Source organism: Aeromonas dhakensis (genome assembly GCF_000820305.1).
Classification (GTDB): Bacteria; Pseudomonadota; Gammaproteobacteria; order Enterobacterales; family Aeromonadaceae; genus Aeromonas; species Aeromonas dhakensis.
The window spans coordinates 17778-44397 of the sequence record NZ_CDBH01000021.1 but is presented as its reverse complement, the minus strand read 5'-3'; the positions used below and the strand labels follow the sequence as shown (position 1 = coordinate 44397).

24 protein-coding genes are annotated in these 26620 nt (G+C 62.5%); 13 read left to right on the top strand and 11 right to left on the bottom strand.

Going from position 1 to position 26620, the window contains the following annotated elements; all coding sequences use genetic code 11:
- Positions 1–237 precede the first annotated feature (237 nt).
- From ettA to BN1143_RS02545, 3 genes are all read left to right on the top strand, one after another.
- Positions 238–1905 carry an energy-dependent translational throttle protein EttA gene (gene ettA / locus BN1143_RS02555; protein WP_010634931.1) on the top strand — a complete coding sequence of 556 codons (1668 nt, stop codon included), beginning with the start codon at positions 238–240 and terminating at the stop codon, positions 1903–1905.
- Positions 1906–2001: 96 nt separating this feature from the next.
- Positions 2002–2337: a hypothetical protein gene (locus BN1143_RS02550; protein ID WP_010634932.1), complete on the top strand. Its 336-nt coding sequence runs from the start codon at positions 2002–2004 to the stop codon at positions 2335–2337.
- A gap of 260 nt (positions 2338–2597) precedes the next feature.
- On the top strand, positions 2598–3941 hold the full coding sequence (locus tag BN1143_RS02545; RefSeq protein WP_042049646.1) for an NCS2 family permease: 1344 nt from the start codon (positions 2598–2600) through the stop codon (positions 3939–3941).
- A 77-nt stretch (positions 3942–4018) separates the two neighbouring features.
- Here the strand turns inward: BN1143_RS02545 and djlA are convergent, their stop codons facing one another.
- Genes djlA through BN1143_RS02530 form a run of 3 tightly spaced genes read right to left on the bottom strand, consistent with a single transcriptional unit; the run spans position 4019 to position 6544 of the window.
- Positions 4019–4849: a co-chaperone DjlA gene (djlA, locus tag BN1143_RS02540; protein ID WP_017779140.1), complete on the bottom strand. Its 831-nt coding sequence runs from the start codon at positions 4847–4849 to the stop codon at positions 4019–4021.
- A 19-nt stretch (positions 4850–4868) separates the two neighbouring features.
- Positions 4869–5537: an N-acetylmuramate alpha-1-phosphate uridylyltransferase MurU gene (murU, locus tag BN1143_RS02535; protein ID WP_042049560.1), complete on the bottom strand. Its 669-nt coding sequence runs from the start codon at positions 5535–5537 to the stop codon at positions 4869–4871.
- A complete protein-coding gene (locus BN1143_RS02530; RefSeq protein WP_042049559.1) occupies positions 5534–6544 on the bottom strand; it encodes an aminoglycoside phosphotransferase family protein in 1011 nt (336 codons plus the stop codon). The genes murU and BN1143_RS02530 overlap by 4 nt, the downstream gene beginning before the upstream one ends.
- A gap of 174 nt (positions 6545–6718) precedes the next feature.
- On the opposite strand from BN1143_RS02530, the gene lptD reads away from it, so the two are divergent.
- Genes lptD through BN1143_RS02500 form a run of 6 tightly spaced genes read left to right on the top strand, consistent with a single transcriptional unit; the run spans position 6719 to position 13472 of the window.
- Entirely contained in the window at positions 6719–9151 is a 2433-nt protein-coding gene (gene lptD / locus BN1143_RS02525; protein ID WP_042049558.1) for an LPS assembly protein LptD, read from the top strand.
- A gap of 30 nt (positions 9152–9181) precedes the next feature.
- Positions 9182–10480, top strand: a complete 1299-nt coding sequence (surA, locus tag BN1143_RS02520; RefSeq protein WP_005304159.1) for a peptidylprolyl isomerase SurA — start codon at positions 9182–9184, stop codon at positions 10478–10480.
- Positions 10480–11475 carry a 4-hydroxythreonine-4-phosphate dehydrogenase PdxA gene (gene pdxA / locus BN1143_RS02515; protein WP_042049557.1) on the top strand — a complete coding sequence of 332 codons (996 nt, stop codon included), beginning with the start codon at positions 10480–10482 and terminating at the stop codon, positions 11473–11475. Before surA ends, pdxA begins: the two co-directional genes overlap by 1 nt.
- Positions 11465–12277: a 16S rRNA (adenine(1518)-N(6)/adenine(1519)-N(6))-dimethyltransferase RsmA gene (gene rsmA / locus BN1143_RS02510; RefSeq protein WP_005304162.1), complete on the top strand. Its 813-nt coding sequence runs from the start codon at positions 11465–11467 to the stop codon at positions 12275–12277. The genes pdxA and rsmA overlap by 11 nt, the downstream gene beginning before the upstream one ends.
- A gap of 4 nt (positions 12278–12281) precedes the next feature.
- Positions 12282–12644 carry a Co2+/Mg2+ efflux protein ApaG gene (apaG, locus tag BN1143_RS02505; protein WP_005304166.1) on the top strand — a complete coding sequence of 121 codons (363 nt, stop codon included), beginning with the start codon at positions 12282–12284 and terminating at the stop codon, positions 12642–12644.
- A 6-nt stretch (positions 12645–12650) separates the two neighbouring features.
- Positions 12651–13472 carry a symmetrical bis(5'-nucleosyl)-tetraphosphatase gene (locus tag BN1143_RS02500; RefSeq protein WP_005304169.1) on the top strand — a complete coding sequence of 274 codons (822 nt, stop codon included), beginning with the start codon at positions 12651–12653 and terminating at the stop codon, positions 13470–13472.
- A 152-nt stretch (positions 13473–13624) separates the two neighbouring features.
- Here BN1143_RS02500 and BN1143_RS02495 read toward each other — a convergent pair whose 3' ends face one another.
- Both BN1143_RS02495 and BN1143_RS02490 read right to left on the bottom strand, forming a co-directional pair.
- Complete coding sequence (locus BN1143_RS02495) at positions 13625–14125, bottom strand: 2TM domain-containing protein (RefSeq protein ID WP_042049556.1); 501 nt, start codon at positions 14123–14125, stop codon at positions 13625–13627.
- Positions 14126–14358: 233 nt separating this feature from the next.
- Complete coding sequence (locus tag BN1143_RS02490) at positions 14359–15348, bottom strand: luciferase-like monooxygenase (RefSeq protein ID WP_042049555.1); 990 nt, start codon at positions 15346–15348, stop codon at positions 14359–14361.
- Positions 15349–15503: 155 nt separating this feature from the next.
- Here BN1143_RS02490 and BN1143_RS02485 point away from each other — a divergent pair, with 155 nt between their 5' ends.
- The 3 genes from BN1143_RS02485 to BN1143_RS02475 all read left to right on the top strand — a co-directional run bounded on the left by BN1143_RS02485 (position 15504) and on the right by BN1143_RS02475 (position 19399).
- The gene (locus BN1143_RS02485; RefSeq protein WP_082038408.1) at positions 15504–18476 is read left to right on the top strand and encodes an HD domain-containing phosphohydrolase; all 2973 of its coding nucleotides are present in this window, start codon (positions 15504–15506) and stop codon (positions 18474–18476) included.
- A 133-nt stretch (positions 18477–18609) separates the two neighbouring features.
- Complete coding sequence (locus tag BN1143_RS02480) at positions 18610–18960, top strand: hypothetical protein (RefSeq protein WP_005304182.1); 351 nt, start codon at positions 18610–18612, stop codon at positions 18958–18960.
- A gap of 85 nt (positions 18961–19045) precedes the next feature.
- Positions 19046–19399, top strand: a complete 354-nt coding sequence (locus BN1143_RS02475) for a hypothetical protein (RefSeq protein WP_042049552.1) — start codon at positions 19046–19048, stop codon at positions 19397–19399.
- Positions 19400–19439: 40 nt separating this feature from the next.
- On the opposite strand, the gene BN1143_RS02470 is transcribed toward BN1143_RS02475, so the two are convergent.
- The 5 genes from BN1143_RS02470 to rplU form a co-directional block, all read right to left on the bottom strand.
- Positions 19440–21134 (bottom strand): AMP-binding protein, encoded by a 1695-nt coding sequence (locus BN1143_RS02470; RefSeq protein ID WP_042049550.1) that lies wholly within the window; start codon positions 21132–21134, stop codon positions 19440–19442.
- A 168-nt stretch (positions 21135–21302) separates the two neighbouring features.
- Entirely contained in the window at positions 21303–22673 is a 1371-nt protein-coding gene (locus tag BN1143_RS02465; RefSeq protein WP_042049548.1) for a YjiH family protein, read from the bottom strand.
- A gap of 393 nt (positions 22674–23066) precedes the next feature.
- Positions 23067–24269, bottom strand: a complete 1203-nt coding sequence (gene cgtA / locus BN1143_RS02460) for an Obg family GTPase CgtA (RefSeq protein ID WP_017763857.1) — start codon at positions 24267–24269, stop codon at positions 23067–23069.
- Positions 24270–24457: 188 nt separating this feature from the next.
- Positions 24458–24715 (bottom strand): 50S ribosomal protein L27, encoded by a 258-nt coding sequence (gene rpmA / locus BN1143_RS02455; protein WP_005304202.1) that lies wholly within the window; start codon positions 24713–24715, stop codon positions 24458–24460.
- Between the two features lie 17 nt (positions 24716–24732).
- The gene (rplU, locus tag BN1143_RS21680) at positions 24733–25044 is read right to left on the bottom strand and encodes a 50S ribosomal protein L21 (protein ID WP_005304210.1); all 312 of its coding nucleotides are present in this window, start codon (positions 25042–25044) and stop codon (positions 24733–24735) included.
- Positions 25045–25286: 242 nt separating this feature from the next.
- Here rplU and ispB point away from each other — a divergent pair, with 242 nt between their 5' ends.
- Entirely contained in the window at positions 25287–26258 is a 972-nt protein-coding gene (ispB, locus tag BN1143_RS02445; protein ID WP_010634945.1) for an octaprenyl diphosphate synthase, read from the top strand.
- A gap of 87 nt (positions 26259–26345) precedes the next feature.
- Here ispB and BN1143_RS02440 read toward each other — a convergent pair whose 3' ends face one another.
- On the bottom strand, positions 26346–26534 hold the full coding sequence (locus BN1143_RS02440) for a DUF2065 domain-containing protein (RefSeq protein WP_042049546.1): 189 nt from the start codon (positions 26532–26534) through the stop codon (positions 26346–26348).
- Between the last annotated feature and the right edge of the window lie 86 nt (positions 26535–26620).

Genomic DNA, 26620 nt, shown 5'->3' with positions numbered 1-26620 from the left:
ACTCCGGGGCAAACTGGGCCTTCATCATGCCAAGTTTGGCAGCCCGTTGCAGCAGGCTGTGATGGCCCCGGCAAAGGGGATGGCCGGCCGGGTGCCACCTTTGCCCCCCCTCGCCCATTGGTTTACAATCGACGGGTTTTTTGGAACCCGGTTGGCGACCCGCCGACCTGGCCCCACCACGACATCAGTCTGTTAGTGCCAAGACATTAACCTGCTGAAAAGGAAGAGAATTAGCCAATGGCTCAATTTATTTACACCATGAACAGGGTCGGCAAGGTAGTGCCGCCCAAGCGTCATATTCTCAAGAACATCTCCCTCTCCTTCTTCCCGGGCGCCAAGATCGGCGTGCTGGGTCTGAACGGCGCCGGTAAATCCACCCTGCTGCGCATCATGGCGGGCATCGACACCGAGATCGAAGGGGAAGCCCGCCCGCAACCCGGTATCAAGATTGGCTACCTGCCGCAGGAGCCGAAGCTGGATCCGGAGCAGACCGTACGTGAAGCGGTCGAAGAGGCCGTTGGCGAAGTGAAGCGCGCCATGGCCCGGCTGGACGAGGTCTATGCGGCTTACGCCGACCCGGATGCCGACTTTGACAAGCTGGCCCGCGAACAGGGCGAGCTGGAAGCCATCATCCAGGCCCAGGGCGGCCACAACATGGAAAACCAGCTGGAGCGTGCGGCCGATGCCCTGCGCCTGCCGGCCTGGGATGCCAAGATCAAACACCTCTCCGGTGGTGAGCGCCGCCGTGTGGCCCTGTGCCGCCTGCTGCTGGAAAAGCCGGACATGCTGCTCTTGGACGAACCGACCAACCACCTGGACGCCGAGTCCGTGGCCTGGCTGGAGCGCTTCCTGCACGACTACGAGGGCACCGTCGTGGCCATCACCCACGACCGTTACTTCCTCGACAACGTGGCCGGCTGGATCCTGGAGCTGGACCGCGGCGAGGGTATCCCGTGGGAGGGCAACTACTCCTCCTGGCTGGAGCAAAAAGATGCCCGTCTGGCGCAGGAAGCCAGCACGGAAGCGGCTCGTCGCAAGTCCATCGAGAAAGAGCTGGAGTGGGTTCGTCAAAACCCGAAAGGCCGTCAGGCCAAATCCAAAGCCCGTATGGCCCGCTTCGAAGAGCTCAACACCAACGACTACCAGAAGCGCAACGAGACCAACGAGCTGTTCATTCCGCCCGGACCGCGCCTCGGCGACAAGGTGGTGGAAGTGGCCAACCTGCGCAAATCCTATGGTGACCGGGTGCTGATCGACGATCTGTCGTTTGCCATTCCGAAGGGGGCCATCGTCGGTATCATAGGTCCGAACGGCGCCGGTAAATCCACCCTGTTCCGCATGATGTCGGGTCAGGAGCAGCCGGATTCCGGCGCCATCACCTTGGGCGAAACCGTGGTGCTGGCCTCTGTCGATCAGTTCCGCGACAGCATGGACGACAAGAAGACGGTGTTCGAGGAAGTCGCCGACGGCCAGGACATCCTGCGCATCGGCAACTACGAGTTCCCGAGCCGCGCCTACATCGGCCGCTTCAACTTCAAGGGAGCCGATCAGCAGAAGCGGGTCGGTGAGCTCTCCGGTGGTGAACGCGGCCGTCTGCACCTGGCCAAGCTGCTGCAGACCGGCGGCAACGTGCTGCTGCTGGATGAACCGACCAACGACCTGGACATCGAAACCCTGCGCGCCCTCGAGAACGCCCTGCTGGAGTTCCCGGGCTGCGCCATGGTCATCTCCCACGACCGCTGGTTCCTCGACCGCATCGCCACCCACATCCTGGACTATCAGGACGAGGGCAAGATCGAATTCTTCGAAGGCAACTTCACCGAATACGAAGAGTGGAAGAAGAAGACCTACGGCGCCGAGGCGGTCCAGCCGCACAGAGCCAAGTACAAGCGCATCGCCAAGTAAACCGGCAAATGCGACAAGGGGAGCCCAGGCTCCCCTTTCTTGTGCCCGATGGCTTACAATCCAAGACGGATACCTTTTATGCATGGATGTAGCAAGATGACGACCCAGCCCACCACAGAGAAGAAACTGACCATCCAGATCCGGGTTGAACCGGGCTGCCTCGGGCCGGACGGCAAGGCGCACATCGAGACCTTCTGTGCTGCCGCCGCCAGGATCTTCGCCGCCGTGGAGCCGGAGCTGGTGAACTGGACCCTGCTGCCCCGCTATGACAAACAGCTGCCGGAACAGGAGTTCTTCATCGACGGCCGCAAGCTGAGCGAGGAGCAGGCCAGCCTCTTCCTGCGCCGCATGGGGCGGGAACTGGGAGAGGTGCAGGACAAGCTCGACTCCGTTCTGGCCCAGCTGGTGGAGCGTTACTTCAAGACCCTCTGACCCGACCCCTGCCCCTCAAAAGGTTCTCCAGCGAGAACCTTTTTTATTTTCGGCCTGGAAAACGTTTGAATTTTTGCTCTATTCATTGATCCGCCTCGCAGATCCGGGGTTTGTAAACGGCGCCGCCTGTGTAAAAATGTGCGCGCTGTCACGGTATCAGGACGAGTCTGGTTGTTTAACCACCAGAAAGCGGGCGTCACTCCCCCATGGAGGATGCCCCTCTCCTGCTGCTTATTTCACGTCACCTATTGGAATCCAACATGAATCAACCACACCAGGCCCCCACACAGGCCGCCGGGCAAGGATTGCTTGAGCGTCTGTTTGCCCTGAAGGGCCATGGCACCAACGCCCGCACCGAAGTGATCGCCGGCATCACCACCTTCCTGACCATGGTCTACATCGTCTTCGTCAACCCGCAGATCCTCTCTGCGGCCGGCATGGACACCCAGGCCGTGTTCGTCACCACCTGCCTCATCGCCGGCATCGGCAGCATCCTGATGGGCCTGCTCGCCAACCTGCCCATCGCGCTGGCACCGGCCATGGGCCTCAACGCCTTCTTCGCCTTCGTGGTGGTGGCCGGCATGGGCTACTCCTGGCAAGTGGGCATGGGCACCATCTTCTGGGGCGCCATGGGTCTGCTGATCCTCACCCTGCTGCGGGTGCGCTACTGGCTCATCGCCAACATTCCGCTCACCCTGCGGGTCGGCATCACCGCCGGCATCGGCCTGCTGATCGCCCTGCTCGGCCTGCACAACGCCGGCATAGTGGTGGCCAGCCCCGCGACCATGGTGACGGTGGGCAACCTCACCTCCCTGCCCTGCCTGCTGGGGCTGCTCGGCTTCTTCCTGATCTGCATCTTCTCGGCCCGCGGCGTCCACTCCGCCGTGCTGATCGCCATCGTGGTGACCACCACCTTGGGCTGGCTGTTTGGCGACGTCACCTTCAAGGGCTTCGTCTCCATGCCTCCCAGCATAGAGCCGGTGTTCGGCCAGCTGGATCTGATGGGGTCGCTCGACATCAGCCTGGCCGGGATCATTTTCTCCTTTATGCTGGTCAACCTGTTCGACTCCTCCGGCACCCTGATCGGCGTCACCAACCGTGCCAAGCTGGCCGATGACAAGGGTCACTTCCCGCGCATGAAGCAGGCCCTGCTGGTGGATAGCGCCAGCTCCGTCGGCGGCGCCTTCATGGGCACCTCCTCGGTCACCGCCTTCATCGAGAGCAGCTCAGGCGTCGCCGTAGGCGGCCGTACCGGTCTGACCACCATCGTGGTCGGCCTGCTGTTCCTGCTGGCCATCTTCTTCTCTCCGGTGGCCGCCATGGTGCCGGCGTATGCGGCGGCGGGGGCCCTCATCTACGTGGGCGTGCTGATGTGCTCCGAGCTGACCAGGGTGAAGTGGGAAGACCTGACCGAAGCGGTGCCGGCCTTCATGACCGCCGTCATGATGCCATTCAGCTTCTCCATCACCGAGGGGATCGCCGTGGGCTTCATCTCCTACTGCGTGATGAAGGCGGGCACCGGCCGCTGGGGCGAGATCAACCCCTGCGTGCTGGTGGTGGCCCTGCTGTTCGTGCTCAAGTTCGTCTGGGTCGACAGCCACTAAGCCGCGACGAACAAATACTGCGCAAACAAAAATGCCCGTCAGCGACGGGCATTTTTTTATGGCTGATGAAGGGGCGCTCAGCGAATGCCGCGCGCCTCGCGGATCCACTCCCAGGCCTGCTGGATCTCCTGGGTCTTCTCCTTGGCCATCTCCATCATTTCGGGCGGCAAGCCCTTGGCGGCCAGCTTGTCCGGGTGATGCTTGCTCATCTCCTTGCGGTAGGCGCGCTTGATCTCCTGATCGCTGTCGCTCTCGCTCACCCCCAGCAGCTGGTAGGCATCCTTGAGCCGGTCACGGGAAGGGGCCTCCTGCCGATACTGCTGGCCACCCTGCCCGCCATTCTGATACTGACCGCCGTGGGCCCGATTGAAGAAGTTCATCTGCGCCTCGGCCATCGCCAGGATACGAGCCAGCTCGATGCGGCTAAAGCCCAGTTCGTCGGCGATGGTGTGCAGGATGGCGCGCTCGCTGGCCTCAACCTTGCCATCGGCGAAGGCGGCCTGCAGCTGTACCTCGAGGAAGAAGCGTAGGATATCGCGCTGGCCCTGGCTGGCCTGGCGAAACTCGGCCAGGGTCTCCCGCAGCGGGAAGTCCGCCTCCTTGCCCTGGCGGAACGACTCCTGAGCGCGAGCCCGCTGCTCGCCAGCCAGCCGCATCCGGTCCATCAGGTTGGAGGCGACCCGGATCTCCTGCTCGGTCACCTGGCCGCTCGCCTTGGCGATGTGGCCCATGACGGCGAAGGTGGCGTGGAAGAAGACCGCCTGTTGCTGCTGGGTGGGGGCACGGCGAAAATTCAAGCCCATGCCCCGATCGAAACGATGGCCGATCCACAGGCCTAGCAGGGCACCGAAGATGTTGCCGAGCAGAAAACCGAAGAAGGCGCCAAGCACCTTACCCCAAATACGCATGGTTCAAGACCTCGTGAAATTAATGAGTGCGTCCTTGCAACTGAGCGTCCAGCTCGTGCAGCCGCTGGGCCGTCCCTATGTCGCGCCACTCGCCGGCCAGCAGGCTGCCACCCACCCTGCCTTTCGCCATCCACTCCCGCAGCAGGGGCGCCAGCTTGCGTGCCCCCGCCGCCAATCCGGCAAAGGCGGCGGGATCATAGAGCCCGACGCCGCTGAAAGTCAGCGCAGGGGTATCAACCACCTTGCACGCCTGCAGCGCAAAATCCCCCGCCGGATGCTGCGGCGGGTTGGGCACCAGCCAGAGGTGGGCCAGCTGGTCGCCAAGGGGCTGGCTCACCAGGGTGCGATAGTCCAGGTCGAGCCAGGTATCGCCGTTGATCACCAGAAACGGCTCATCCCCCAGCAGCGGCAGCGCCTGTACGATGCCGCCGGCGGTCTCCAGCGCGCTCTCCTCGGCCGACCAGTGGATGGAAACCCCGAGCGCACGGCCATCGCCGAGCGCTTCCACCAGCTTGTGACCAAGCCAGGCGTGATTGATGACCAGGTCGGTCACGCCGGCCGCCTTGAGTTTGTCGATATGGTGCACGATGAGCGGCTTGCCCCCCACCGCCAGCAGCGGCTTGGGCAGGCTGTCGGTGAGCGGGCGCATCCGCTCGCCGCGCCCGGCGGCCAGAATCATCGCCTTCATGACGCCACTCCGCTGCGGGCCAGCCCGGGCAGCACCACCTGCTCCAGCCACTGGCCGAAGCGGGCCAGCACCGGATAGGCGGCGCCATGGCTGCGGCAGACATCCACCACGTAGCCCAGGGTACGGGGAATATCCTTGAGGTAGCCGGACTTGCCGTCGCGGTGGTAGAGCCGGGTGAAGATGCCCGCCGCCTTGAGGTGGCGCTGCATGCCGGTGAGGTCAGCCGCGCGACGAAACGCGGCGTAATCGAGCCCGCCCAGCAGACTGGCTTGCTGCAAAGTGTCAAACCCGAGTGCCATGCCCTGCTCGATCACCGCGTCCGGCCAGCGCACGTAGCAGTCTTTCAGCAGCGAGACCAGGTCATAGCTGAGCGGCCCTATGACCATGTCCTGGAAGTCGATGACGGCCAGCTCGCTGTCGGCCGGGGTCTCACCGCCGCACACCATCAGGTTGCGGCTGTGAAAATCCCGGTGCATCACCCCCTGGGGCTGGGCCAGGTTGTTCTCGGTGAGGCAGGCGAAGGTCTCGGTCAGCAGCTGCTGCTCTTCATCGCTCAGGGTCAGTTGCAGATGGTGACCCAGCAGCCACTCGGGGAAAATGCTGTTCTCCCGCGCCATGAAGGCGGAATCAAAAGGCTCAAGGTCCAGCTCAACCGCGCCGAGACGGGGCAGCAGCGCGATGGCCTTGCCGTACCAGGCCTGCACATTGTCTGCGTTCAGGCAGCCGATAAGCTGGGTATCCCCCAGATCGGTCACCGCCAGCAGCCCCTGCTCGTAGTCCACCGCCCGCACTTCGGGGGCCAGCAGACCGCTGGTGTGCAGGGCCGAGGCATTACGGACAAACTCATGATTCTTTTCGGTTTTAGGGTTGGCATCCACCCAGATCAGGCCACCGCCACGGTGGTAGCGGCGAAAACTGGCGTCACCGGAAATGAGGGTCAACTGAAGGCTGGCATCACCGGAAATCCGGCGCGCCCAGTGCAGCAAGAGGGAATCGCGATCGTGCATAAGTCGGGGACCAAATTGGAAAGCAGCACTTGGCTGTTAGCCCTGGCCGCAATAATGCTTTATCATTGCCGGCTAACATAAAGCAATGACATGCAATGTCAACTCGATGAATCCTGTCGTAAAATGCATGTCTTGAATCAGCCGTAGCTACCACGGATTGCGCGAGTCTTTCACATGACAAAACGGACACTGGGATACTCCTATCCCATCGCCCTGACCATCAGCCTTGTTCCTGCCCTGACCCCTGCCATCGTGCAGGCAGCGCCGCTGACGCCGCCTCCCGCCACCGGGATCCTGGACGGGCTCTGCTATGACTATGTCCCCAAGATTGAAAAACTGGCGCCCGGCACCGACGCCAATGCCCAGCCCGTGGAGGTGGATGCCGATCGCCTCGAAGCCAAGCAGGGCGGCACCGCCGTCTATCAGGGCGACGTCAAGGTGCGCCAGGGCGTGCGCAAGTTCGATTCCGACTACGCCGAGCTCGATCAGAAGAGCCGGGACGTCATCGCCATCGGCAACATCTATTACAACGACGGCCAGATCACGGTCACCAGCGACAAGACCCTGAAATCCAACCTGGATACCAAGAATTCCGAGCTGGAAGAGGGCAAGTATCAGGTGCATGGCTCGCCGGTGCGCGGCTCCGCCGACCGGGTCACCATGACCAACAACAACCAGAACATCACCCTGGAAGGGGCCCAGTACACCACCTGCCCACCGGGCCAGGAGGTCTGGACCCTGAAGGCGGGCAGCATCGACATCGATCAGACCGAGGTGTTCGGGGAAGCCTGGAACGCCAGCCTCTGGCTCTACGACTACCCGGTGTTCTACTTCCCGTACATCAACTTCCCCATCAAGGATGAGCGCAAAACGGGTCTGCTCTACCCGGGTTACACCCAGAGCTCCAAGAACGGCATGGACATCACCCAGCCGTTCTACTGGAACATAGCCCCCAACTACGATGCCACCATCACCTCCCGCTTCATGGACAGACGAGGCCTGATGGAGCAGGTGCAGTTCCGCTACATGCCGGATCCGGCTCACGTGGGCAGCCTCTATTTCGAGAACCTGGCCAACGACAAGCAGTACGACGAGACCCCGAGCCTCAACCAGGCCATGTCCGACGGTCACCGTTACCTGCTCAACGCAAACCACACCTCGCTGTTTGCCGACAACGCCATGCGGGTGTCGCTCGACTACACCAAGGTGCGGGATCGGGATTACAACTACTTCAACGACTTCTCCCCCAAGGTGGGTACCCAGGTCGAGAACCAGTTGCAGCAGTCTCTGATGGCCGGTTACTTCCAGCCCAACTGGAACATCAACACCGAGGTGCGCACCTACCAGATCCTGCTGGCCAGCGCCCAGCAGCCCCACGAGCTGATGCCGCGCATCGACCACAACTACTACCAGCAGGGCAGCTGGTACGATCTGGCCTGGAACACCGAGATCACCAAGTTCGGCTACAACAATGCCCAGGCCATCGCCCAGAACCAGGGCGGCGCCTACACCGGCACCCGGGTCTACACGGCCCCGACCCTGACCATGCCGCTGATCAACGAGGCTGGCTACTACCTCGACAGCCAGTACAAGCTGATGTACACCCGTTACGATCAGGAAGTGCCGGACAACATGAGCCAGACCTTCGTCAGCCGCTTCACCCCTGCAGGGGCCAACGGAGTCACCCTGGACGAAGGGATCATCACCCGCACCCTGCCCTCATTCCGCCTCAAGGGCGGCATGACCTTCGAGCGCAACCAGAACTGGTTTGGCGGCGATGCCAACCAGACCCTGGAGCCGGAGTTCCAGTACCTCTATGTGCCCTACAAGGATCAGGACAACATAGGCGTCTATGACTCCACCACCATGCGCCAGGACTACTACAGCCTGTTCAGCGACCGCCGCTACGCCGGCCTGGATCGCATCAGCGACTCCAACAGAGTCTCCATCGGCCTCACCAGCCGGGTATATGATGAGGTCGGCGATGAACGAATTCGGCTGGCCGTTGCCCAAGCTTTCGATTTCGTTGCGCCCAGGGTCAAGCTCTATCCCAGCGAAACCCTGACCACCAACACCCGCTCCCCGCTCTCCTTCGAGGGGGATGCCAAGATCAACGAGCAGTGGTTTGCCCATGCCGGCGCGCAATATGATATGGACCAGAGCCGGCTCAGCTCCGCCAACAGCGCCCTCGAATATCGCCACGAGAAGCTGATCAGCCAGTTGAACCACCGTTTCGTGCGCGACGCCAACTACGATCTCGAAAACCGGGGACAGGTCACCGACCTCAACCAGATCGGCCTGCTGTTGACCACGCCGCTCAACGATCAGTGGCACCTGTACGGGGGTTACTACCAGGAGCTCAACCAGAGCGTGAAGTCTGATCGCAAGGTGGGCCTGAAGTACGACTCCTGCTGCTGGAGCATCAACTTCAACCTGGAGTGGGTCAACACTCCGGACAACGTGACCCTGCGTCCGACCTCGGAGCGCAGCCTGGGCATTCAGTTTGAAATGAAAGGATTGGGTAGCGTGGGTACCGGCACCAAGGGCACCTCCCTTGACACCGAAGCACTGCCTTACATTCGTCCGTTTAACCTGCGAGACCAATAAGCGGTCTGGCAAACGCCTTGAGAGATGGATATGAAGAAGACGTTGATTTCCCTGCTGACTGCAGGCCTGTTCGGAGCCATGAGCCAGGGTGCCTTCGCCGCCCCCGAGCTGATGGACAAGGTGCTTGCCGTGGTCAACAAGGACGTGGTGCTGGCCAGCCAGCAGGAGGCCCTGGTCCAGAAGGTCAAGATCTCCGCCCAGGAAAACGGCCAGTCCCTGCCCGATGACGCTACCTTGCGCAAACAGGCGCTGGACCGCCTGATCCAGGAGAGCCTGCAGTTGCAGCTGGCCGAGCGCCAGGGCCTCAAGATCAGCGATACCCAGCTGGAGCAAGCGATCCAGAGCATCGCCGCCGACAACAAGATGACCCTGGATCAGCTGCGTGCCCAGCTGGATCGCGAAGGGCTGACCTATGCCCAGTATCGGGAAGAGGTGCGCCGCGAGATCCTGATGAACGAGGTGCGCCGCAACCAGGTGCGCCGCCGCATCAACATCTCCGAGCAGGAGGTGAAGCAGGTAGTGGATATCCTGGCCAAGCAGGGTCAGCAGCAACAGCAGTACCATGTCGGCCACATCCAGGTTGCCCTGCCGGACAACCCTAGCGCCGAGCAGCTCAACGCCGCCAAGAGCAAGATTGAACGCATCCTGGCCGCCCTCAAGCAGGGCGCCGACTTCCGCAAGATGGCCATTGCCGAGAGCAGCGGACCCAAGGCGCTGGAAGGGGGTGACTGGGGCTGGATGAGCCCGCAAGAGATGCCGACCCTGATGGCCGAGGCCGTGCAAGGTGCCAAGAAGGGCGACATCGTCGGCCCGCTGCGCTCCGGTGCCGGTCTGCACATCATCAAGGTGTTCGACAGCAAGGGCCAGCAGCAGGTGGTGCAGACCGAAGTGCGCGCCCGCCACATCCTGATCAAGCCCTCCATCATCCTGAGCGAAGAGAAAGCCAAGGGGATGCTGGATGGCATCCTGCACGACATCAAGAGCGGCAAGGCGAGCTTCGCCAGCCTGGCGGAGAAGTACTCCGAGGATCCGGGCTCCGCGGTGCAGGGTGGCGAACTGGGCTGGTCCGATCCCAACGTCTACGTGCCCGAGTTCCGCGACATGGTCAACCGCCTGCAACCGGGCCAGATCAGCGAACCCTTCCGCACGACCCACGGCTGGCACATCGTCCAGCTGGAAGAGCGCCGCAGCCAGGATGCCACCACCAAGGCCCAGGAGCAGCGCGCCTATCAGCTGATCTACAACCGCCGCTTCACCGAAGAGTCCCAGGCCTGGCTGGACGAGCTGCGTGACGAGGCCTACATCCAGATCGAAGGCGCCGGCAGCTGATGACCTGTCGTCGCCTCGCCATTACCCCGGGTGAACCGGCCGGGATCGGCCCGGATCTGGTGCTGCAGATAGCCCAGCAGGATTGGCCGCACCAGCTGGTGGTGATCGCCGATCCGGCGCTGCTGCGCGAACGGGCCGCCCTGCTGGGGCTGCCCGTCGAGCTGCTGCCCTATGATGCCGGTCAGCCGGCGCAGCCGCAGCGGGCGGGTACCCTCACCGTCTGCCCGGTTCCCCTCGGCGCCGCCGTGATACCGGGCAAGCTGGACGAGGGCAATGGTGCCTACGTGCTGGCCACCCTGCAGCGCGCCTGCGACGGCAACATAAGCGGCGAATTTGCCGCCGTGGTGACCGGGCCGGTGCACAAGGGGATCATCAACCAGGCTGGCGTCTCGTTCAGCGGTCACACCGAGTTCTTCGCCCAGCAATCCAACACCGCCGACGTGGTGATGCTGCTGGCGACCGAAGGGCTGCGGGTCGCGCTGGCGACCACCCACATTCCGCTGGCCTATGTGGCGATGGCCATCACCGAGGATCGCCTCGGCAAGGTGATCCGCATCCTGGATGCGGATCTCAAAGCCAAGTTTGGCATCGCCAAGCCCCGCATTTACGTCTGCGGCCTCAACCCCCACGCAGGGGAAGGCGGCCACCTCGGCCGTGAAGAGATTGACGTGATCGAACCCGCCCTGGCCGGCCTGCGCCAGGAGGGGATCGATCTGGTCGGCCCGCTGCCGGCCGATACCCTGTTCCAGGAGAAATACCTCAAGGATGCGGATGCGGTACTCGCCATGTACCACGACCAGGGGCTGCCCGTGCTCAAATACAAGGGCTTCGGCAGTTCGGTCAATATCACCCTTGGACTCCCTTTCATCCGCACTTCGGTGGATCACGGCACCGCACTGGATCTGGCAGGCAAGGGCCTGGCCGACTCCGGCAGCCTGATCACCGCGATCAACCACGCCATCAAGATGGTAGAGAAAAAAAGATATGAGCAGTAAGGTGCACATGGGCCACACGGCCCGTAAGCGTTTCGGTCAGAACTTCTTGCACGATCGCTACGTGATCGACCAGATCGTGGCCGCCATCAATCCGCAACCGGGTCAGAACCTGGTGGAAATCGGCCCGGGTCTGGCCGCGCTGACCGAGCCGGTCGCCGCCCAGATGGACAAGATGACCGTAGTCGAGCTGGACCGGGATCTGGCGGCGCGCCTGCGCGAGCACCCGACCCTGAAGGACAAGCTCACCGTCATCGAAGCCGATGCCATGCGTTTTGACTTCAGCACCCTGATGGGGGAAGGCAAGGGGCCGCTGCGCATCTTCGGCAACCTGCCCTACAACATCTCCACCCCGCTCATCTTCCACCTGTGCGAGTTCGCCGATCGGGTAGAAGACATGCACTTCATGCTGCAAAAGGAAGTGGTGCTGCGTCTGGCCGCCGGCCCGGGCAGCAAGGCCTATGGCCGTCTGAGCGTGATGACCCAGTACTACTGCCAGGTAGTACCTGTGCTGGAAGTGGGCCCTGGCGCCTTCAAGCCGGCGCCCAAGGTGGATTCTGCCGTGGTCCGTCTGATCCCGCACAAGAACCCCACCATAGTCGCGAAAGACATTCGTTGCCTGAACCGGGTCTGCACCGAGGGCTTCGGCCAGCGTCGCAAGACCATTCGCAACAGCTTCTCCAACTTCATCACGGACGCCCAGCTGACCGAGCTTGGTATCGATGGCAACCTGCGCCCGGAGAACCTCTCCCTCGAGCAGTTCGTCATGATCGCCAACTGGCTGGCGGATCAGCCAAAGGCCTGATCCCGTGGCAACCCCGCACATCCTGGTCCGCCCATACCCCTCGTATGTGGCGGACAGCAAAGACCCTTACCAGTTCCACTATCTCATCGAGATCGAGAACCTGGGGCCCGGCCCGGCGCAACTGCTGCGCCGACGCTGGCTCATCACAGATGCCAATGGCAAGATGCTGGAAGTCGAAGGCCCCGGCGTGGTCGGCGAGCAGCCGGTCATCGCCCCCGGCGAGACCTTCCGCTATCAGAGCGGCGTGCCGCTGGCCACCCCGCTCGGCGTGATGGAAGGGAGTTATACCCTGCAAGACGAGTCGGGGCAGCAATTCGAGGTGCCCATCGCACCCTTTACGCTGGCCGTCCCCCACATTATCAACTGAGGTTTCATGGCGAACTGTTTTGTTGGCGATATCCAGGGCTGTTACGACGACTTGCGCCGTCTGCTGGATCTGGCCGAGTTCGATCCCGCTAACGACGTACTCTGGCTGTGCGGCGATCTGGTCGCCCGCGGCCCGGACTCCCTCAACACCCTGCGCTTCGTCAAAGGGCTGGGCAACCGTGCCGTCACCGTGCTCGGCAACCACGACCTGCACCTGCTGGCGGTCGCCGATGGGGTCGCCCCACTCAAGAAGAAAGACAGACTGCAGGAGCTGATGGACGCCCCGGATCGGGACGAGCTGCTGGAGTGGCTGCGCCACCGCCCGCTGCTGGCGGAGCACCCCGACCTGCCCATCATGATGGTGCATGCCGGCATCTCCCCGGCGTGGGACGCCCGCACCGCCCGCAACTGTGCCCGCGAGGTGGAGAGCCTGCTGCGCGGTGATCAGTACCAGTGGTTGCTGCACAACATGTATGGCGATCAGCCCGATGGCTGGCAGGACGATCTGGTCGGGATCGAGCGCTACCGCTACATCATCAACACCTTCACCCGGATGCGCTTCTGCTATTTCGACGGCCGGCTCGACTTCAAATGCAAGAAGGGCCCCACCGAGTCGACCCCGGGCCTGCGCCCCTGGTTCGAGCAGCGCGAACACCATGTGGACGACCCCATTCTGGTGTTCGGCCACTGGGCGGCCCTGATGGGCAACACCGGCAAGCAGGATATCAAGGCGCTCGACACCGGCTGCGTCTGGGGCAACAGCCTCACCCTGTGGCGTTATGAAGATGATGCCCTGATCGCGACCCCCTGCCCTACCTACGCCAAGTGACGATAAGTGGCTGAACCTGGGCAACCCTGTGGTGCCATGAAGATGATGCCCTGATCGCCACTCACAGTCCCGCCAACGCCAGGTAGCTGCAGACAATAAAACAAAACGGGCCCGGTATTGCCGGGCCCGTTTTTTATGGTGCACAGCTCACCCTAGAGCTTGCGTCCCAGTCGTTTCTCGATCTGCTGTCGCTCCCACTCGGGGCCGAACAGCTTGAAGGGCTGGAACAGGTTGATGGCATGGGAGATCAGCCCCAGCCCCCAGCCCAGTGCCGGCCACCAGGCCCAGATATAGCCCGGGTTGCTCAGATAGTTGATGACAAACAGCCCGCATATTACCAGCAGGTAGCTGGCGATGTGGTAATAGAAGCCCTTGAGCCCCTCCACATAACGCATGGCGGCCCGCTCCTCTACCGATACCCGGATCTGATCCCGTTCCATCGTGTCACTCCCTCTCATCTCATGCTCCTGTTGGCTTGTACCGTCAAGTTGCGCCACCTCGAGCTCAAAGACGGCGGCCAGGGCCTTGATGGATTCCAGTCCGGGCTGCTGACCCTGCTCGATCCGCTGAATGGTGCGAACGCTCAGGCCGGTAAAGGCGGCCAACTGCTCCTGTGACCAGCCCCGCTGCAATCTCAACTTCCTGACGATCATCTCGAACTCCTTGTGGTTGATTGACGGGGCCAGCATAGGGGCCGGAGGGTGGCATGCGACACGACAGCAGCCTGACACCAACCTGACTTTCCTTTTAATTCAGTGCATTAGATAAAATAGAGAGAGCAGAAATCCCATCAGTCCTCCCCACAACGCCCCCTCTCGATGACCTGACAGCAGGGCGACAGAGGCGCTTCTAGCAAGATAGCGCCCTGCTCTTCGGGGAGTCGAGCTTATAGCGCCTGCATCAGCTCGGCGGCAATTTCAAAGGAGCGCAGCCGCGCCTGATGATCGACGATGGGACCGTTGAACATCAGCTCGTCGGCCCGGGTTTCCGCCAGCAGCGCCTTGAGGCCGTGGCGTACCTGATCCGGGTTGCCCACCAGCGAGCGGGCCAGGGTCTGCTCCATCGCCACCAGCTCGCGCTCGGACCACTCCTCGCTCAGTTCGACGACGGGCGCCGGCAACTTGCCCGCGTTGCCGCGATGCAGGCGCAGGAACTGCTGCTGCAGGGTAGTGAACTGGAAGCGCGCCTCCCGCTCGCTGTCGGCGGCGATCATGTTGATGCAGACCACCGCATGGGGCTTGGGCCAGCGGGCGGAGGGGCGATACTGGGCGCGGTAAATTTCCAGCGCCTGCAGCAGCATGGCGGGGGCGAAGTGGGAGGCAAAGCCGAACGGCAGCCCCATGGCCGCCGCCAGCTGGGCGCTGTAGAGGCTGGACCCCAGCAGCCAGATGGGCAGATGCAGCCCCTGGCCCGGCACCGCCTGCACCGCGCCCACCTCGTCGCCAAAGTAGCCCATCAGCTCGCGCACATCCGCCGGGAAGTCATCCACCTCGCCGCTGCGCTGGCGTCTGAGTGCCCGCATGGTGCGCTGATCGGTGCCCGGCGCGCGGCCAAGGCCGAGATCGATGCGATCCGGATAGAGTGACGCCAGGGTGCCGAACTGCTCGGCAATGACCAGCGGCGAGTGGTTCGGCAGCATGATGCCGCCGGCGCCGATGCGCAGAGTATTGGTGCCGCCGGCCAGGTGGCCGATCAGCACAGAGGTGGCGGCGCTGGCGATGCCCGGCATGTTGTGGTGCTCGGCCAGCCAGTAGCGGTTGTAACCCCAGCGCTCGGCATGACGGGCCAGATCCAGCGAGCGGCGAAACGATTCGGCCGGCTGGGAGCCTTCGGCAACGGGCACCAGATCGAGCACGGAATAGGGGATGGCAGACATGGGTCACTCCATTGATTCACAGACCAGTAACAAGGGGGGCAATGTAGCACGGGATACCTGAATGAATCACCTGATCGGTCGGCAAAATTGACGGACACGGGTTCCGGGAGCACCAGCAGGGGGAGTTTCTCTCTGTCACATCTCGATCTCTCTGAATGGGTTATTGTGTTTATTGTCATCCTGCAGGCACACTGCAGGTTGATCGTCTCTGCAATCGCCCGTGTGACAAGGATGTGTCCATGACAACTGCCAGGCCAGGTCGTAAACCCTTCTATGTGCATATCGCCACCCTCTTCATCCTGCTGTTCACCCTGCTCGGCAGCGCCCTCATCGCCTTGCAGTTCCAGCAAGGGGCCCGCCAGGGGCTGGAGCACGAGCGACAGAACTTTCTGCAGTATCGCCAGCAGCTGGCCCTCGCCCTGCAACTGAACGAGCGGCCGGCCCGCATGTCGCTGAGCCTGCTGCGCAGCGGCCAGCTGGCCGCCATGACCACACTGACCGAACGCCTGGCCTACCTGCCGCAACTGGCGGAGGTGCTGGCCAACAGCCCCAGCTATGGGGCCGTCTATGCCGGCTACGAGGATGGCGACTTCTTTCTGGTGCGCAAACTGACCGAGCGGGCCAAGACCCAGCTGGGGGGCGTGCCGGCCACCAGCAGCCTGCTGGTGCAGAGCCTCAGCCAGGGCAAGGGAGAGTTTCTCTATTTCGATCAGCGGCTGAGCCTGCTCGAGCGGCGCCCCATGCCGAACTACCGCTACGATCCCCGCAGCCGCGACTGGTACAAGCAGGCCCGCTGGCGAGCGGGGATCGCCACCACCAACCCCTACCTCTTCTTCACCACCAAGGAGCCAGGCATGACCCTGGCGGTGGAGAGCGACGACAGACGCGCCGTGATCGGGCTCGACACCAGCGTCGAGGGGTTGTCAGCCCTGATCGGCAAGCTGCAGCTGCCTGCCCAGAGCCAGGTGATCCTGTTCGATGAGTACGCCACCCTGCTGGCCGCCGATCCCAGGCACCTGCCCAGCTTCGAGCAGCTGAGCCAGCTGCCCATGCTGGCCAGCCTGCCCCACCCGGCCCTGGCGGACCTGCAACAACGGATCATCAGCCAGCCCACCTTGCTGAGCGACCCGGCCGAGCTCAACCTGACTGCCGCCGATGGCAGCGACTGGCTGGTCAACCTCTCCCCCCTCGGGAGCGACTCCCCCTTCCATATCGCCCTGCTGGTGTCGGCCGACCTGCTCTATCAGCAGGCCAGAGACGAGGCCCTGGTCAATCTGGGCTGGGCGCTGGCGGGCCTGCTGCTGCTGCTGCCGGTGATCTGGCTGGTCTCGCGGCGTACCGCCACCCCGCTGCTGGCGCTCACCAAGGAGGCGGAGCGGATCCAGCACTTCGATTTTGGCGAGAGCCGGGTCCCCGAGTCTTCTATCCGCGAGATCGACGATCTGGCCCATACCATGTCAGGCATGCGGCTGACCCTCGGCAACTTCATGAACATGGGACGGGCACTGGCGGCCGAACACCGCTTCGACTCCCTGCTCAGCCGCATCCTGCACGAAACCATCGCCGCGGTGCAGGCCGAAGGGGGTTGTCTCTACCTGGCTCAGGAGCAGGGGATGGTGGCGGTGCAGGCGCTGTGGCGCAAAGCACCGCTGCCGGCCGGGCAGATCCGCTGGCAGCAGGCCCTGTTTGGCGAGCTGGCCCGGGGTGAGCGGCTCAGCCTCGCCATCGACCAGCAGGGCTGGCAGCAGCATCTGGCCGACTGGGGCCCCTTCCCCGGCCCCTGCCAACTGGTGGCCGAGCCCCTGCGCAACCATCGCCAGGAGCTGATCGGCTGCCTGCTGCTGATCCTGCCTGACTGCTCGGCCCGTGAACTGGCCTCGCGCATCAGTCTGATCGAGGCGCTGGCGGGCACCTCGGCCTCCGCCATCGAGAATCAGCGCCTGCTGGAGGAGCAGAAACAGCTGCTGGAGTCCTTCATCGAGCTGATGGCCGGCGCGATCGACGCCAAGAGCCCCTACACCGGCGGCCATTGCCAGCGGGTGCCGGAGCTGACCCGGATGCTGACCGAAGCCGCCTGTGCCCAGCAGCAGGGGCCGTTCGCCGAGTTCCGGCTCAACGAGGAGGAGTGGGAGGCCATCCATATCGCCAGCTGGCTGCACGACTGCGGCAAGGTGACTACCCCCGAGTTCGTGGTGGACAAGGCCACCAAGCTGGAGACCCTTTACGATCGGATCCACGAGATCCGTACCCGCTTCGAGGTGCTCAAGCGCGACGGCTACATAGAGGCGCTGGCGGCCCGCCTGCCGGCATCGGAGCGGGAAGCGGCCAGGGCGGCGGTGGCACCGCTCTGGAGCACCCTGGACGAGGAGTTCGCCTTCGTCGCCGAGTGCAACCTGGGCGGCGAATGGATGGCACCGGAGAAGCTGACCAGGCTGGATGCCATCGCCAGCCGCACCTGGCTGCGCACCCTGGACGATCGGCTCGGCATCAGCCGGGAGGAGCTCAAGCTGCGCCAGGGGGAGCCGGCCGCACCGCTGCCCTGCGTCGAGCCCCTGCTGGCGGACAAGGCCGCCCACCTCATCCCCCGCCCCGTCCACGATCAGCTGGACGAGCGCAATCCCTGGGGCTTCAAGGTGCGGGTGCCCACTCACCTCTACAACCGCGGCGAGCGCTACAACCTCGCCATCGGCCGCGGCACCCTCACCGAGGAGGAGCGCTACAAGATCAACGAGCACATCATCCAGACCATTCGCATGCTCGAACGCCTCCCCTTCCCCCGCCATCTGCGCAGCGTGCCCGAGATTGCCGGCGGCCATCACGAGCGGATGGACGGCAAGGGCTACCCGCGCCAGCTGCTGGGCAGCCAGATGAGCATCCCCGCCCGCATCATGGCCATCGCCGACATCTTCGAAGCGCTGACCGCCAGCGATCGCCCCTACAAATCGGGCAAGACGGTCTCCCAGTCGCTGGCCATCATGCAGAGCATGGTGCGCGAGCAGCACATCGATCCCGCCCTGTTTGCCCTGTTCGTCAGCAGCGGCATCTGGCGCGATTACGCCGGGAGATTCCTCGCCCCCGAACAGCTGGATCAGGTGGATGAAAACGCCCTGCTGGCCGGACTAGCCTAGGGCCGGGTCATATTTTCTTACATTTGCGGGCTGGCCTGAACGCCCCCGGCTGGTTATAACGGTGCCCCTATAGCGAAGGGGGAGCAATAGACTCCCCCTCACTCTTTGTCACACCACACTGTTCAGGTTATCTATGTCAAAACATCTCATCATGCTGGGCGCGCTGACGCTGTCCGGCTGCTCCCTGCTGTCTCCCCCCGCCCCGACCGTCACCCCGGTACACCTGGCCGATGCCAGCCAGCGCGGCTTCTACATCGAGTGCAGCAGCATGACGGCCTGCTTCCAGCAGGCCAACCAGACCTGCCCGCAGGGCTACCAGGAGACGGATCGCCGTCAGCAGACGCTCTACAGCACCCAGTACACCGCGGGCAGCTATGACGACGAGAAGAAGGTCTACAAGGCTGGCAAACCCTATCGCATGGCCAACACGGTGCACTCCCTGACCATCCAGTGTCCGGTCGATATGGGCATCACGCCGCGCTGATCCACGCTTTGCGGCCGGCACGAGGCAGATGGCCCCGGCCGGCCGCTAGCCACCCTTTTCTTGTTTCATCGAGCACCACTCTCTTATGTCACCCCGAATTTTCCTGCTGGGCAGCCTCTTGCTGTCCGGCTGCGCCCTGCTGCCGGCGCCCGCCACCGTCACCGAACTCGCCTCCGCTAATCCCGCACTGCAACGCTTCCAGATCGAGTGCGCCGCACTGGAGGAGTGCCAGCAGCAGGCGACGCTGAGCTGCCCGCTCGGCTATCAGGAGACCGAACGCCGCCAGCACACCTTCACTTCCCATCAGATGAGCATGGGGGCCGCCGATCCGATGACGGGATTTCGCCCAAGCTTCCCCCAGAGCAGCACCTTCACCACCCATACTCTGCTGGTGCAGTGCCCCCGCAAGCCGACACAGCCCCACCCGCTGGGACGCTGACAAAAGGGCCCGCAGGCCCTTTTTTCCGATGTCGCCACGCTCAGCGCATCGCCTCGGCGTGCTGGCGGGCCAGCTCGTCGCTCATCAGTTCCCGCATCCTGAATTTTTGCAGCTTGCCGGTTACCGTCATGGGGTACTCCTCCACGAAACGGATGTATCTTGGCACCTTGAAATAGGCGATGCGGGCCGACAGGAACTGCTTCAGCTCCTCCTCGCTGGCCTCTTGGTGGGGCCTGAGCTTGACCCAGGCACACACTTCCTCGCCATAGCGCTCGCTGTCGACCCCGAACACGGCTGCATCCTGCACCGCCGGATGATCATAGAGCCGCTCCTCGATCTCGCGCGGGTAGATGTTCTCGCCACCGCGAATGATCAGCTCCTTGCTGCGCCCGACGATCCGTACATAGCCCTCTTCATCCATGATGCCGATGTCCCCCGAGTGCAGCCACCCTTCCTCATCTATGGTATCCGCCGTCTTGGCCGGATCCTGCCAGTACCCTTGCATCACCCCGTTGCTGCGACAGCAGATCTCTCCCCGCTCGCCGATGGCCACTATCTCTCCGCTGGGGTCGACCAGCTTGATCTCGGTGTGACCGATGGCGCGGCCGACCGTGGTGACCCGCTTGTCCAGCGGCGCGTCGATGGCAGTCATGTGATTGATGGGACTGCACTCGGTCTGGCCGTAGGCGATGGTCACCTCGGTCATGTGCATCAGGGTCTGCACCTTGCGCATCAAGGGCTCGGGGCAGATGGCACCGGCCATGATGCCGGTGCGCAGGGAGGAGAGATCGAACTGATCAAACTCCGCCAGCTCCAGCTCGGCGATGAACATGGTCGGCACCCCGTGCAGGGCGGTGCAGCGCTCCTCGCTCACCATCCGCAGGGTGGCCGCCGGATCGAAGGCTTCGGCCGGAAACAGGGCGCAGGCCCCCACACTGATGCAGACCAGATTGCCGAGCACCATGCCGAAACAGTGGTAGAGCGGCACCGGGATGCAGAGCCGATCCTGCTCGCTGAACGCCATGCCTTGCGCCACCTGGCGGCCGTTGTTGAGGATGTTGCTGTGACTGAGGGTAGCCCCCTTGGGGTTGCCCGTGGTGCCCGAAGTGAACTGGATGTTGATGGCGTCATCGGGTTTGAGGGTGGCGGCCACCCGGGCCAGCCAGGCCGGATCCTGCAGGTCGCCCAGAGCCAGCACCTCGGGAAAGTTGAGCATGCCGGCGCTTTGCTGCTCCCCAAGCCGGATCACCATCTCCAGGCTTGGCAGCCGGGATGATGTCAGGCGGCCTGGCGGACAGCTCGCCAGCTCGGGGGCCAGCTCGCCCAGCATGGCGAGGTAGTCGCAACCCTTGAACGCGCTGGCGCAGATCAGGGCCCGACAACCCACGTTGTTGATGGCAAAGGCGAGCTCGTAGTTGCGGTAGGCGGGGTTGATGCAGACCATGATGGCCCCGATGCGGGCCGTAGCGAACTGCACCAGGCACCACTCGATGTTGTTGGGCGACCAGATGCCGACCCGATCCCCTGGCCGGATCCCGAGCGCCAGCAGGCCCAGCGCCAGCCGGTCTATCTGGGTCAGGTATTCCCGGTAGTTCCAGCGGATCTGCTGGTGGCGCACCACCACGGCGGGCCGCTCGGGGAAACGTTCCGCCACCTCTTGCAGGTAGGCGCCTATGGTCTGGTGAAGCAGCGGCTGATCGCAAGGACCGGCCCGGTAGCTGAGCAGTGAGGTCATGGGGTGACTCCTGGCCACATAGGTTGGTATTGCCTACTGCTCGGCTGGCGTGTTTTTTCAGCTTGTTACATTAATGTAAAATCACTCCTCGTAAAAGACTCACTTTGGTCTAATAGCGGCCATAAAAAACGGCCAACCGAAGTTGACCGTTTACAGACGCGGGGCAGATCAGAACAGCAGGTGCGCCACCCCGGCGATGACCGGCAGGGTGATCAGGGTGCGCAGCAGGAAGATCACGAACAGCTCCCACAGCTTGACCGGGATCTTGCTGCCCAGCAGCAGGGCGCCCACTTCCGACATGTAGATGAGCTGGGTGACCGACATGGCGGCGATCACGAAGCGGGTCATCTCGCTCTCGATGGTGGAAGCCAGCACCGCCGGAATGAACATGTCGGCGAAGCCCACCATGATGGTCTTGGAAGCGGCTTCCGCCTCCGGCAGTTGCAGCAGCTCCAGCAAGGGGACGAAGGGGGCCCCCAGCCAGTTGAAGATGGGGGTGTGCTCGGCCAGCATCAGGGCACAGGTACCCACCGCCATCACCACCGGCAACACGCCAAACACCATGTCCAGGGCATTCTTCACCCCTTCCCGCGCCACGGCGCCGAGATCCGTCATGCTGTCGGCCTTGGTCAGGGCCCGCTCATAGCCATAGCTCAGCACGCTGTGCTGATGGGGGATCGCCTCCTGCTTGCGGCACAGGGGAGTACCGTCGCTGTAGACATCCTTCTTCCAGGAGAGCGGCGGCAGGCGCGGCACCACGATGGCGGCCACTACCCCGGCCAGGCAGACGGTCAGGTAGAAGGGCACGAACATGTGTTCCAGCTTCACCTGGGAGATCACCACCAGGCAGAAGGTGATGGAAACGGCAGAGAAAGTGGTGCCGATGACGGCGGCTTCCCGCTGAGTGTAGAACTTGCCTTCGTACTGTTTGCTGGTGAGCAGGATGCCGACGCTGCCATCCCCGAGCCAGGAGGCGAAGCAGTCCACCGCGGAGCGGCCCGGCAGGCGGAACACTGGACGCATGATGCGGGTCATCATGGTGCCGACGAACTCCAGCAGACCGAAATCGAGCAGCAGCGGCAGCAGCAGGCCGGCGAAGATGAAGACGGAGAACAGCACCGGCAGCAGATCGTGCAGCACCAGACCACCGGTTGCCCCGGAACGCAGCACCTTGGGACCGGCCTCGAAGAAGGTCAGCAGCACGAAGATGCCGCCAAGCACCCGTACGCAGGCCCAGAAGGGTGAGACGTTGAACAGGCTGTTGAGGAAGGGGCGCTTCACCAGGATCGCCGGCTTGAACAACCAGGCAATCAGAGTCATCAGCATGGTGGTGGTGATGATGGCGCTGACCATGGCCACCAGATAGTCGGCAAACACTCTCTGTACCAGCTTCGCCAGTACGGCTACCGGGATGGTAACGTTGCCGTCATAGAGAACGGGAGTCATGAACAGCAGGATCCCGATGAGTGACGGGACCAGGAACATCAGCACGTTGCGACGGGTATTGAGCGCAGGTGCTTGCAGAGTCTTTTCCAGCATGGTTTACAGCCTTAATGTTACTTTTCCTTAGCCAGGCGAACCTGCATACCCATGCTCTCACCCGACAAAACGGGCGCAAGAATACTCCAAAAAAATGCACAAACAAGCTTTTAATGGATCATTTCAAGCATAAATATTTTTACAGGCAAACCTTCCATAAGAATGTACCCAAACAGATGCACATATCAATTCATTACAAATGGTTAGCACATTGTTTCGTTAAGGTTACATTCAGGAGCGCAGTATAATCAGTTGCGGTTGGCAGGCAATAAGTGACATGAGAAATATATCTATATGGTGATCCAGTCGATCCCCATAAAAAAACCGGAGCCTGGCAAGGCTCCGGTTTTTCAGCGGCGGGTGGCGGCGCTGCGCGCACCCGCAGGATGGGGGTCAGTCACGCACGTAGATGACTTCCACGCCATCATCGTCTTCGTCGTCCCAGTCATCGTCGTCCAGCGACTCGTCAAACGCCTTGGAGGCAGCCAGCGCATCCGCTTCGGCCTTGGCCAGCTGGTTCTTGTGGTAGTCGTCCCACTTGAACTCCACCTTCTCGATGGCTTCCTTGGCATCTTCCGCCAGCTGACGGGGCATGGTATCCAGCAGATCAAGGATGTCGTAGCAGACCTTCTTGGTCCCTTCCTTGCTGATGGCGGTGATGGCGTAAACCGGCCCTTCGTGGTTCAGGGCGGCCTTCACGCGCTCCATCACTTCACCTGCCTCTTCTTCCAGGATCAGGTCCATCTTGTTGAACACCAGCCAGCGTGGCTTGCTCGCGAGCTCCGGGCTGTACTTCTCCAGCTCACGGACGATGGTCACGGCATTCTCGGCCGGATCGGAGCCATCCACCGGGCAGATATCCACCAGATGGACCAGCACACGGCAGCGCTCGAGGTGCTTGAGGAAGCGGATACCGAGGCCGGCTCCTTCGGCTGCACCCTCGATCAGGCCCGGAATGTCGGCAATGACGAAGGAGCGGGAGTTCTCGCCACGTACCACGCCCAGGTTCGGCACCAGCGTGGTGAAGGGGTAGTCGGCCACTTTCGGACGGGCCGCAGAGACGGCACGGATGAAGGTGGACTTGCCGGCGTTGGGCAGGCCAAGCATGCCGACGTCGGCCAGCAGCAGCAGCTCCAGCTTCAGGGTACGTACTTCACCCGGGGTGCCGTTGCTCTTCTGGCGCGGCGCACGGTTGACCGAGCTCTTGAAGCGGGTGTTGCCAAGACCGTGGAAACCACCCTTGGCGACCAGCAGCTTCTGCTCGTGGTGGGTCAGATCCCCCAGCAGTTCGCCGGTATCTTCATCGGTCGCACGGGTACCGACCGGCACGCGCAGGATCTTGTCCTTGCCGCGACGACCGGTACAGTTGGCGCTCTGGCCATTCTCGCCACGCTCGGCGGCGTGGAAACGCTCGAAACGGTAGTCGATCAGGGTGTTCAGGTTTTCATCGGCAACCAGATACACGTCGCCACCGTCACCGCCGTCACCGCCGTCCGGACCGCCGTTCGGAATGTATTTCTCCCGGCGAAAGCTCACACAACCGTTACCACCGTCACCGGCATCGACTCGAATCTGGACTTCATCAACAAACTTCATAGGTAACCGTCACCTTAATTCGAAAAACCGATACGCCATTATAGTGGTACAGACCCCTGCGGGCGATACGCATCTTGCCAGTCGCCCCTTCAGAGCCAGGGTCGGCTGCGTGCCGTTTTTTCGTCAACTACATCAGAAAAACAAAAGCCCCGCCTGTTGGCGGGGCTTCGGATCCTTGCGGTCCGTAATTACTCAGCAACGATGCTTACGTACTTACGGTTCAGCGGACCTTTGACTTCGAACTGCACCTTGCCGTTCGCGGTAGCGAACAGGGTGTGGTCCTTGCCCAGACCAACGTTCTCACCAGCGTGGAACTTGGTGCCGCGCTGACGAACGATGATGCTGCCAGCCAGAACTGTTTCGCCGCCGAAACGCTTCACGCCCAGGCGTTTAGCTTCTGAATCGCGGCCGTTGCGGGATGAACCGCCAGCTTTTTTGTGTGCCATCTATCGTACTCCTCTAATTAAGCGCTGATGCCAGTGATTTTGACTTCAGTGAACCACTGACGGTGGCCCGCTTGCTTACGGTGGTGCTTACGACGACGGAACTTGACGATAGTCACTTTCTCGCCACGGCCGTGAGCCACAACTTCAGCTACAACCTTGCCACCTTCAACGAAAGGAGCACCTACTTTAAAAGTGTCGCCTGCAGCAACCATCAGCACTTCGTTGAAGTCGATGGTAGCGCCAGTCTCAACGTTCAGCTTTTCCAGACGAACGATTTGACCTTCGGCCACACGGTGTTGTTTTCCGCCGCTTTGGAATACCGCGTACATTTGATTAACTCCGTAAAGGCGTGTCTTTTGCTCAAGGCCAGACACGCGCAAAAACCTATAACAATGGGCGGGCATTCTACGCAAATCGATTTGCTCAGGCAAGGCCAATTTAGCAAAAAGTTTATTTTGTGCGCATATCTGCCGCCGTGAATAAACGCTTAACTGTAACCCATTGTGAAATCGTGTAGAATCCCCGCCATTGCTAAAATCGCAGTCATCACTGCCGTCACGTTACGAGACTTATGGACCAACAGACTATCCGTGCGCTCTGTGCCGCCGACATGACGGCGGTCAATGAACTGATCCTGGCGCGACTCCAGTCCGATGTCAGCCTGATCAACCAGCTGGGTTTCTATATTGTCAGTGCAGGCGGGAAACGGATGCGCCCCATGCTGACCGTCATGGCCGCCCGCGCACTGGGATATGAGGGTGAGGATCATCTGAAACTGGCTGCCATCATCGAATTCATTCACACTTCCACCCTGCTGCACGACGACGTGGTCGACGAATCCGACCTGCGCCGCGGCCGGGAAACCGCCAACGCCATGTTCGGCAACGCCGCCAGCGTGCTGGTGGGTGACTACCTCTACAGCCGCTCCTTCCAGATGATGAGCGAGCTCTCCAACCTGCGGGTGATGGAGATCCTCTCCGAGGCCACCAACACCATCGCCGAAGGGGAAGTGCTGCAGCTGATGAACTGCAACGACCCGGATACCACCGAAGAGAGCTACATGACGGTCATCTATTGCAAGACCGCCAAGCTATTCGAAGCCGCCACCCGTCTCGCCGCCGTGCTGACCCATCAGCCCGCGCCGATCGAACAGGCGATGACCGACTACGGCAAGTATCTGGGCACCGCCTTCCAAATCATCGACGACGTGATGGACTACTGCTCCCAGAGCGACGAGATGGGCAAGAACGTGGGCGACGATCTGGCCGAAGGCAAGCCGACCCTGCCGCTGTTGCGTGCCATGGAAGTGGGTAGCCCGGAAGAGCGCCAGCTGGTGCGCGACGCCATCGAGCACCGCAACGGCATGGAGCACCTCGACCGGATCCTGGCCATCCTCGACCGTACCGGCGCGCTGGAGTACTCCCGCATGCGGGCCCGGGAAGAGGCCGACAAGGCCATCGCGGCCCTCGCCATCCTGCCGGACTCCCGGCACAAGCAGGCGCTGGAAACCCTGGCCCACATGGCGGTGCAGCGCAGCGCCTGATGCCAGCCGGCGGACAATAAAAAAGAGGCCAGAGGGCCTCTTTTTTATTGTCCGCACTCACTGTACCACTGTCGTTTCAACCAGGAGCTAGCGGGCCAGCGCCCACAAGATAACGGCCCCGGCCACCACCAGACAACCGCCGATACGGCGCAACTGCTCGGCCGGCTGATCGCTCAGCAGCCGCAACATCTGCTGCCAGGCGCGCGGCATCAAGAGCGGCCCCAGCCCTTCGAACAGCAGCAGCAAGCCCAGCCCCACCAGGATGGATGTCAGCATACAACCTCCTTTCTCGTCTGAATGCGCCCCAACCACAAGCGCTTCACACACTGCCCCCCGCTGCCAGCCGATGACCGGCAAACAAA

Coding starts and splice junctions, on each gene's coding strand:
- ettA (WP_010634931.1), top strand. CDS start 238: ATGGCTCAATTTATTTACACCATGAACAGGGTCGGCAAGGTAGTGCCG.
- BN1143_RS02550 (WP_010634932.1), top strand. CDS start 2,002: ATGACGACCCAGCCCACCACAGAGAAGAAACTGACCATCCAGATCCGG.
- BN1143_RS02545 (WP_042049646.1), top strand. CDS start 2,598: ATGAATCAACCACACCAGGCCCCCACACAGGCCGCCGGGCAAGGATTG.
- djlA (WP_017779140.1), bottom strand. CDS start 4,849: ATGCGTATTTGGGGTAAGGTGCTTGGCGCCTTCTTCGGTTTTCTGCTC.
- murU (WP_042049560.1), bottom strand. CDS start 5,537: ATGAAGGCGATGATTCTGGCCGCCGGGCGCGGCGAGCGGATGCGCCCG.
- BN1143_RS02530 (WP_042049559.1), bottom strand. CDS start 6,544: ATGCACGATCGCGATTCCCTCTTGCTGCACTGGGCGCGCCGGATTTCC.
- lptD (WP_042049558.1), top strand. CDS start 6,719: ATGACAAAACGGACACTGGGATACTCCTATCCCATCGCCCTGACCATC.
- surA (WP_005304159.1), top strand. CDS start 9,182: ATGAAGAAGACGTTGATTTCCCTGCTGACTGCAGGCCTGTTCGGAGCC.
- pdxA (WP_042049557.1), top strand. CDS start 10,480: ATGACCTGTCGTCGCCTCGCCATTACCCCGGGTGAACCGGCCGGGATC.
- rsmA (WP_005304162.1), top strand. CDS start 11,465: ATGAGCAGTAAGGTGCACATGGGCCACACGGCCCGTAAGCGTTTCGGT.
- BN1143_RS02500 (WP_005304169.1), top strand. CDS start 12,651: ATGGCGAACTGTTTTGTTGGCGATATCCAGGGCTGTTACGACGACTTG.
- BN1143_RS02495 (WP_042049556.1), bottom strand. CDS start 14,125: ATGATCGTCAGGAAGTTGAGATTGCAGCGGGGCTGGTCACAGGAGCAG.
- BN1143_RS02490 (WP_042049555.1), bottom strand. CDS start 15,348: ATGTCTGCCATCCCCTATTCCGTGCTCGATCTGGTGCCCGTTGCCGAA.
- BN1143_RS02485 (WP_082038408.1), top strand. CDS start 15,504: ATGGGTTATTGTGTTTATTGTCATCCTGCAGGCACACTGCAGGTTGAT.
- BN1143_RS02480 (WP_005304182.1), top strand. CDS start 18,610: ATGTCAAAACATCTCATCATGCTGGGCGCGCTGACGCTGTCCGGCTGC.
- BN1143_RS02475 (WP_042049552.1), top strand. CDS start 19,046: ATGTCACCCCGAATTTTCCTGCTGGGCAGCCTCTTGCTGTCCGGCTGC.
- BN1143_RS02470 (WP_042049550.1), bottom strand. CDS start 21,134: ATGACCTCACTGCTCAGCTACCGGGCCGGTCCTTGCGATCAGCCGCTG.
- BN1143_RS02465 (WP_042049548.1), bottom strand. CDS start 22,673: ATGCTGGAAAAGACTCTGCAAGCACCTGCGCTCAATACCCGTCGCAAC.
- cgtA (WP_017763857.1), bottom strand. CDS start 24,269: ATGAAGTTTGTTGATGAAGTCCAGATTCGAGTCGATGCCGGTGACGGT.
- rpmA (WP_005304202.1), bottom strand. CDS start 24,715: ATGGCACACAAAAAAGCTGGCGGTTCATCCCGCAACGGCCGCGATTCA.
- rplU (WP_005304210.1), bottom strand. CDS start 25,044: ATGTACGCGGTATTCCAAAGCGGCGGAAAACAACACCGTGTGGCCGAA.
- ispB (WP_010634945.1), top strand. CDS start 25,287: ATGGACCAACAGACTATCCGTGCGCTCTGTGCCGCCGACATGACGGCG.
- BN1143_RS02440 (WP_042049546.1), bottom strand. CDS start 26,534: ATGCTGACATCCATCCTGGTGGGGCTGGGCTTGCTGCTGCTGTTCGAA.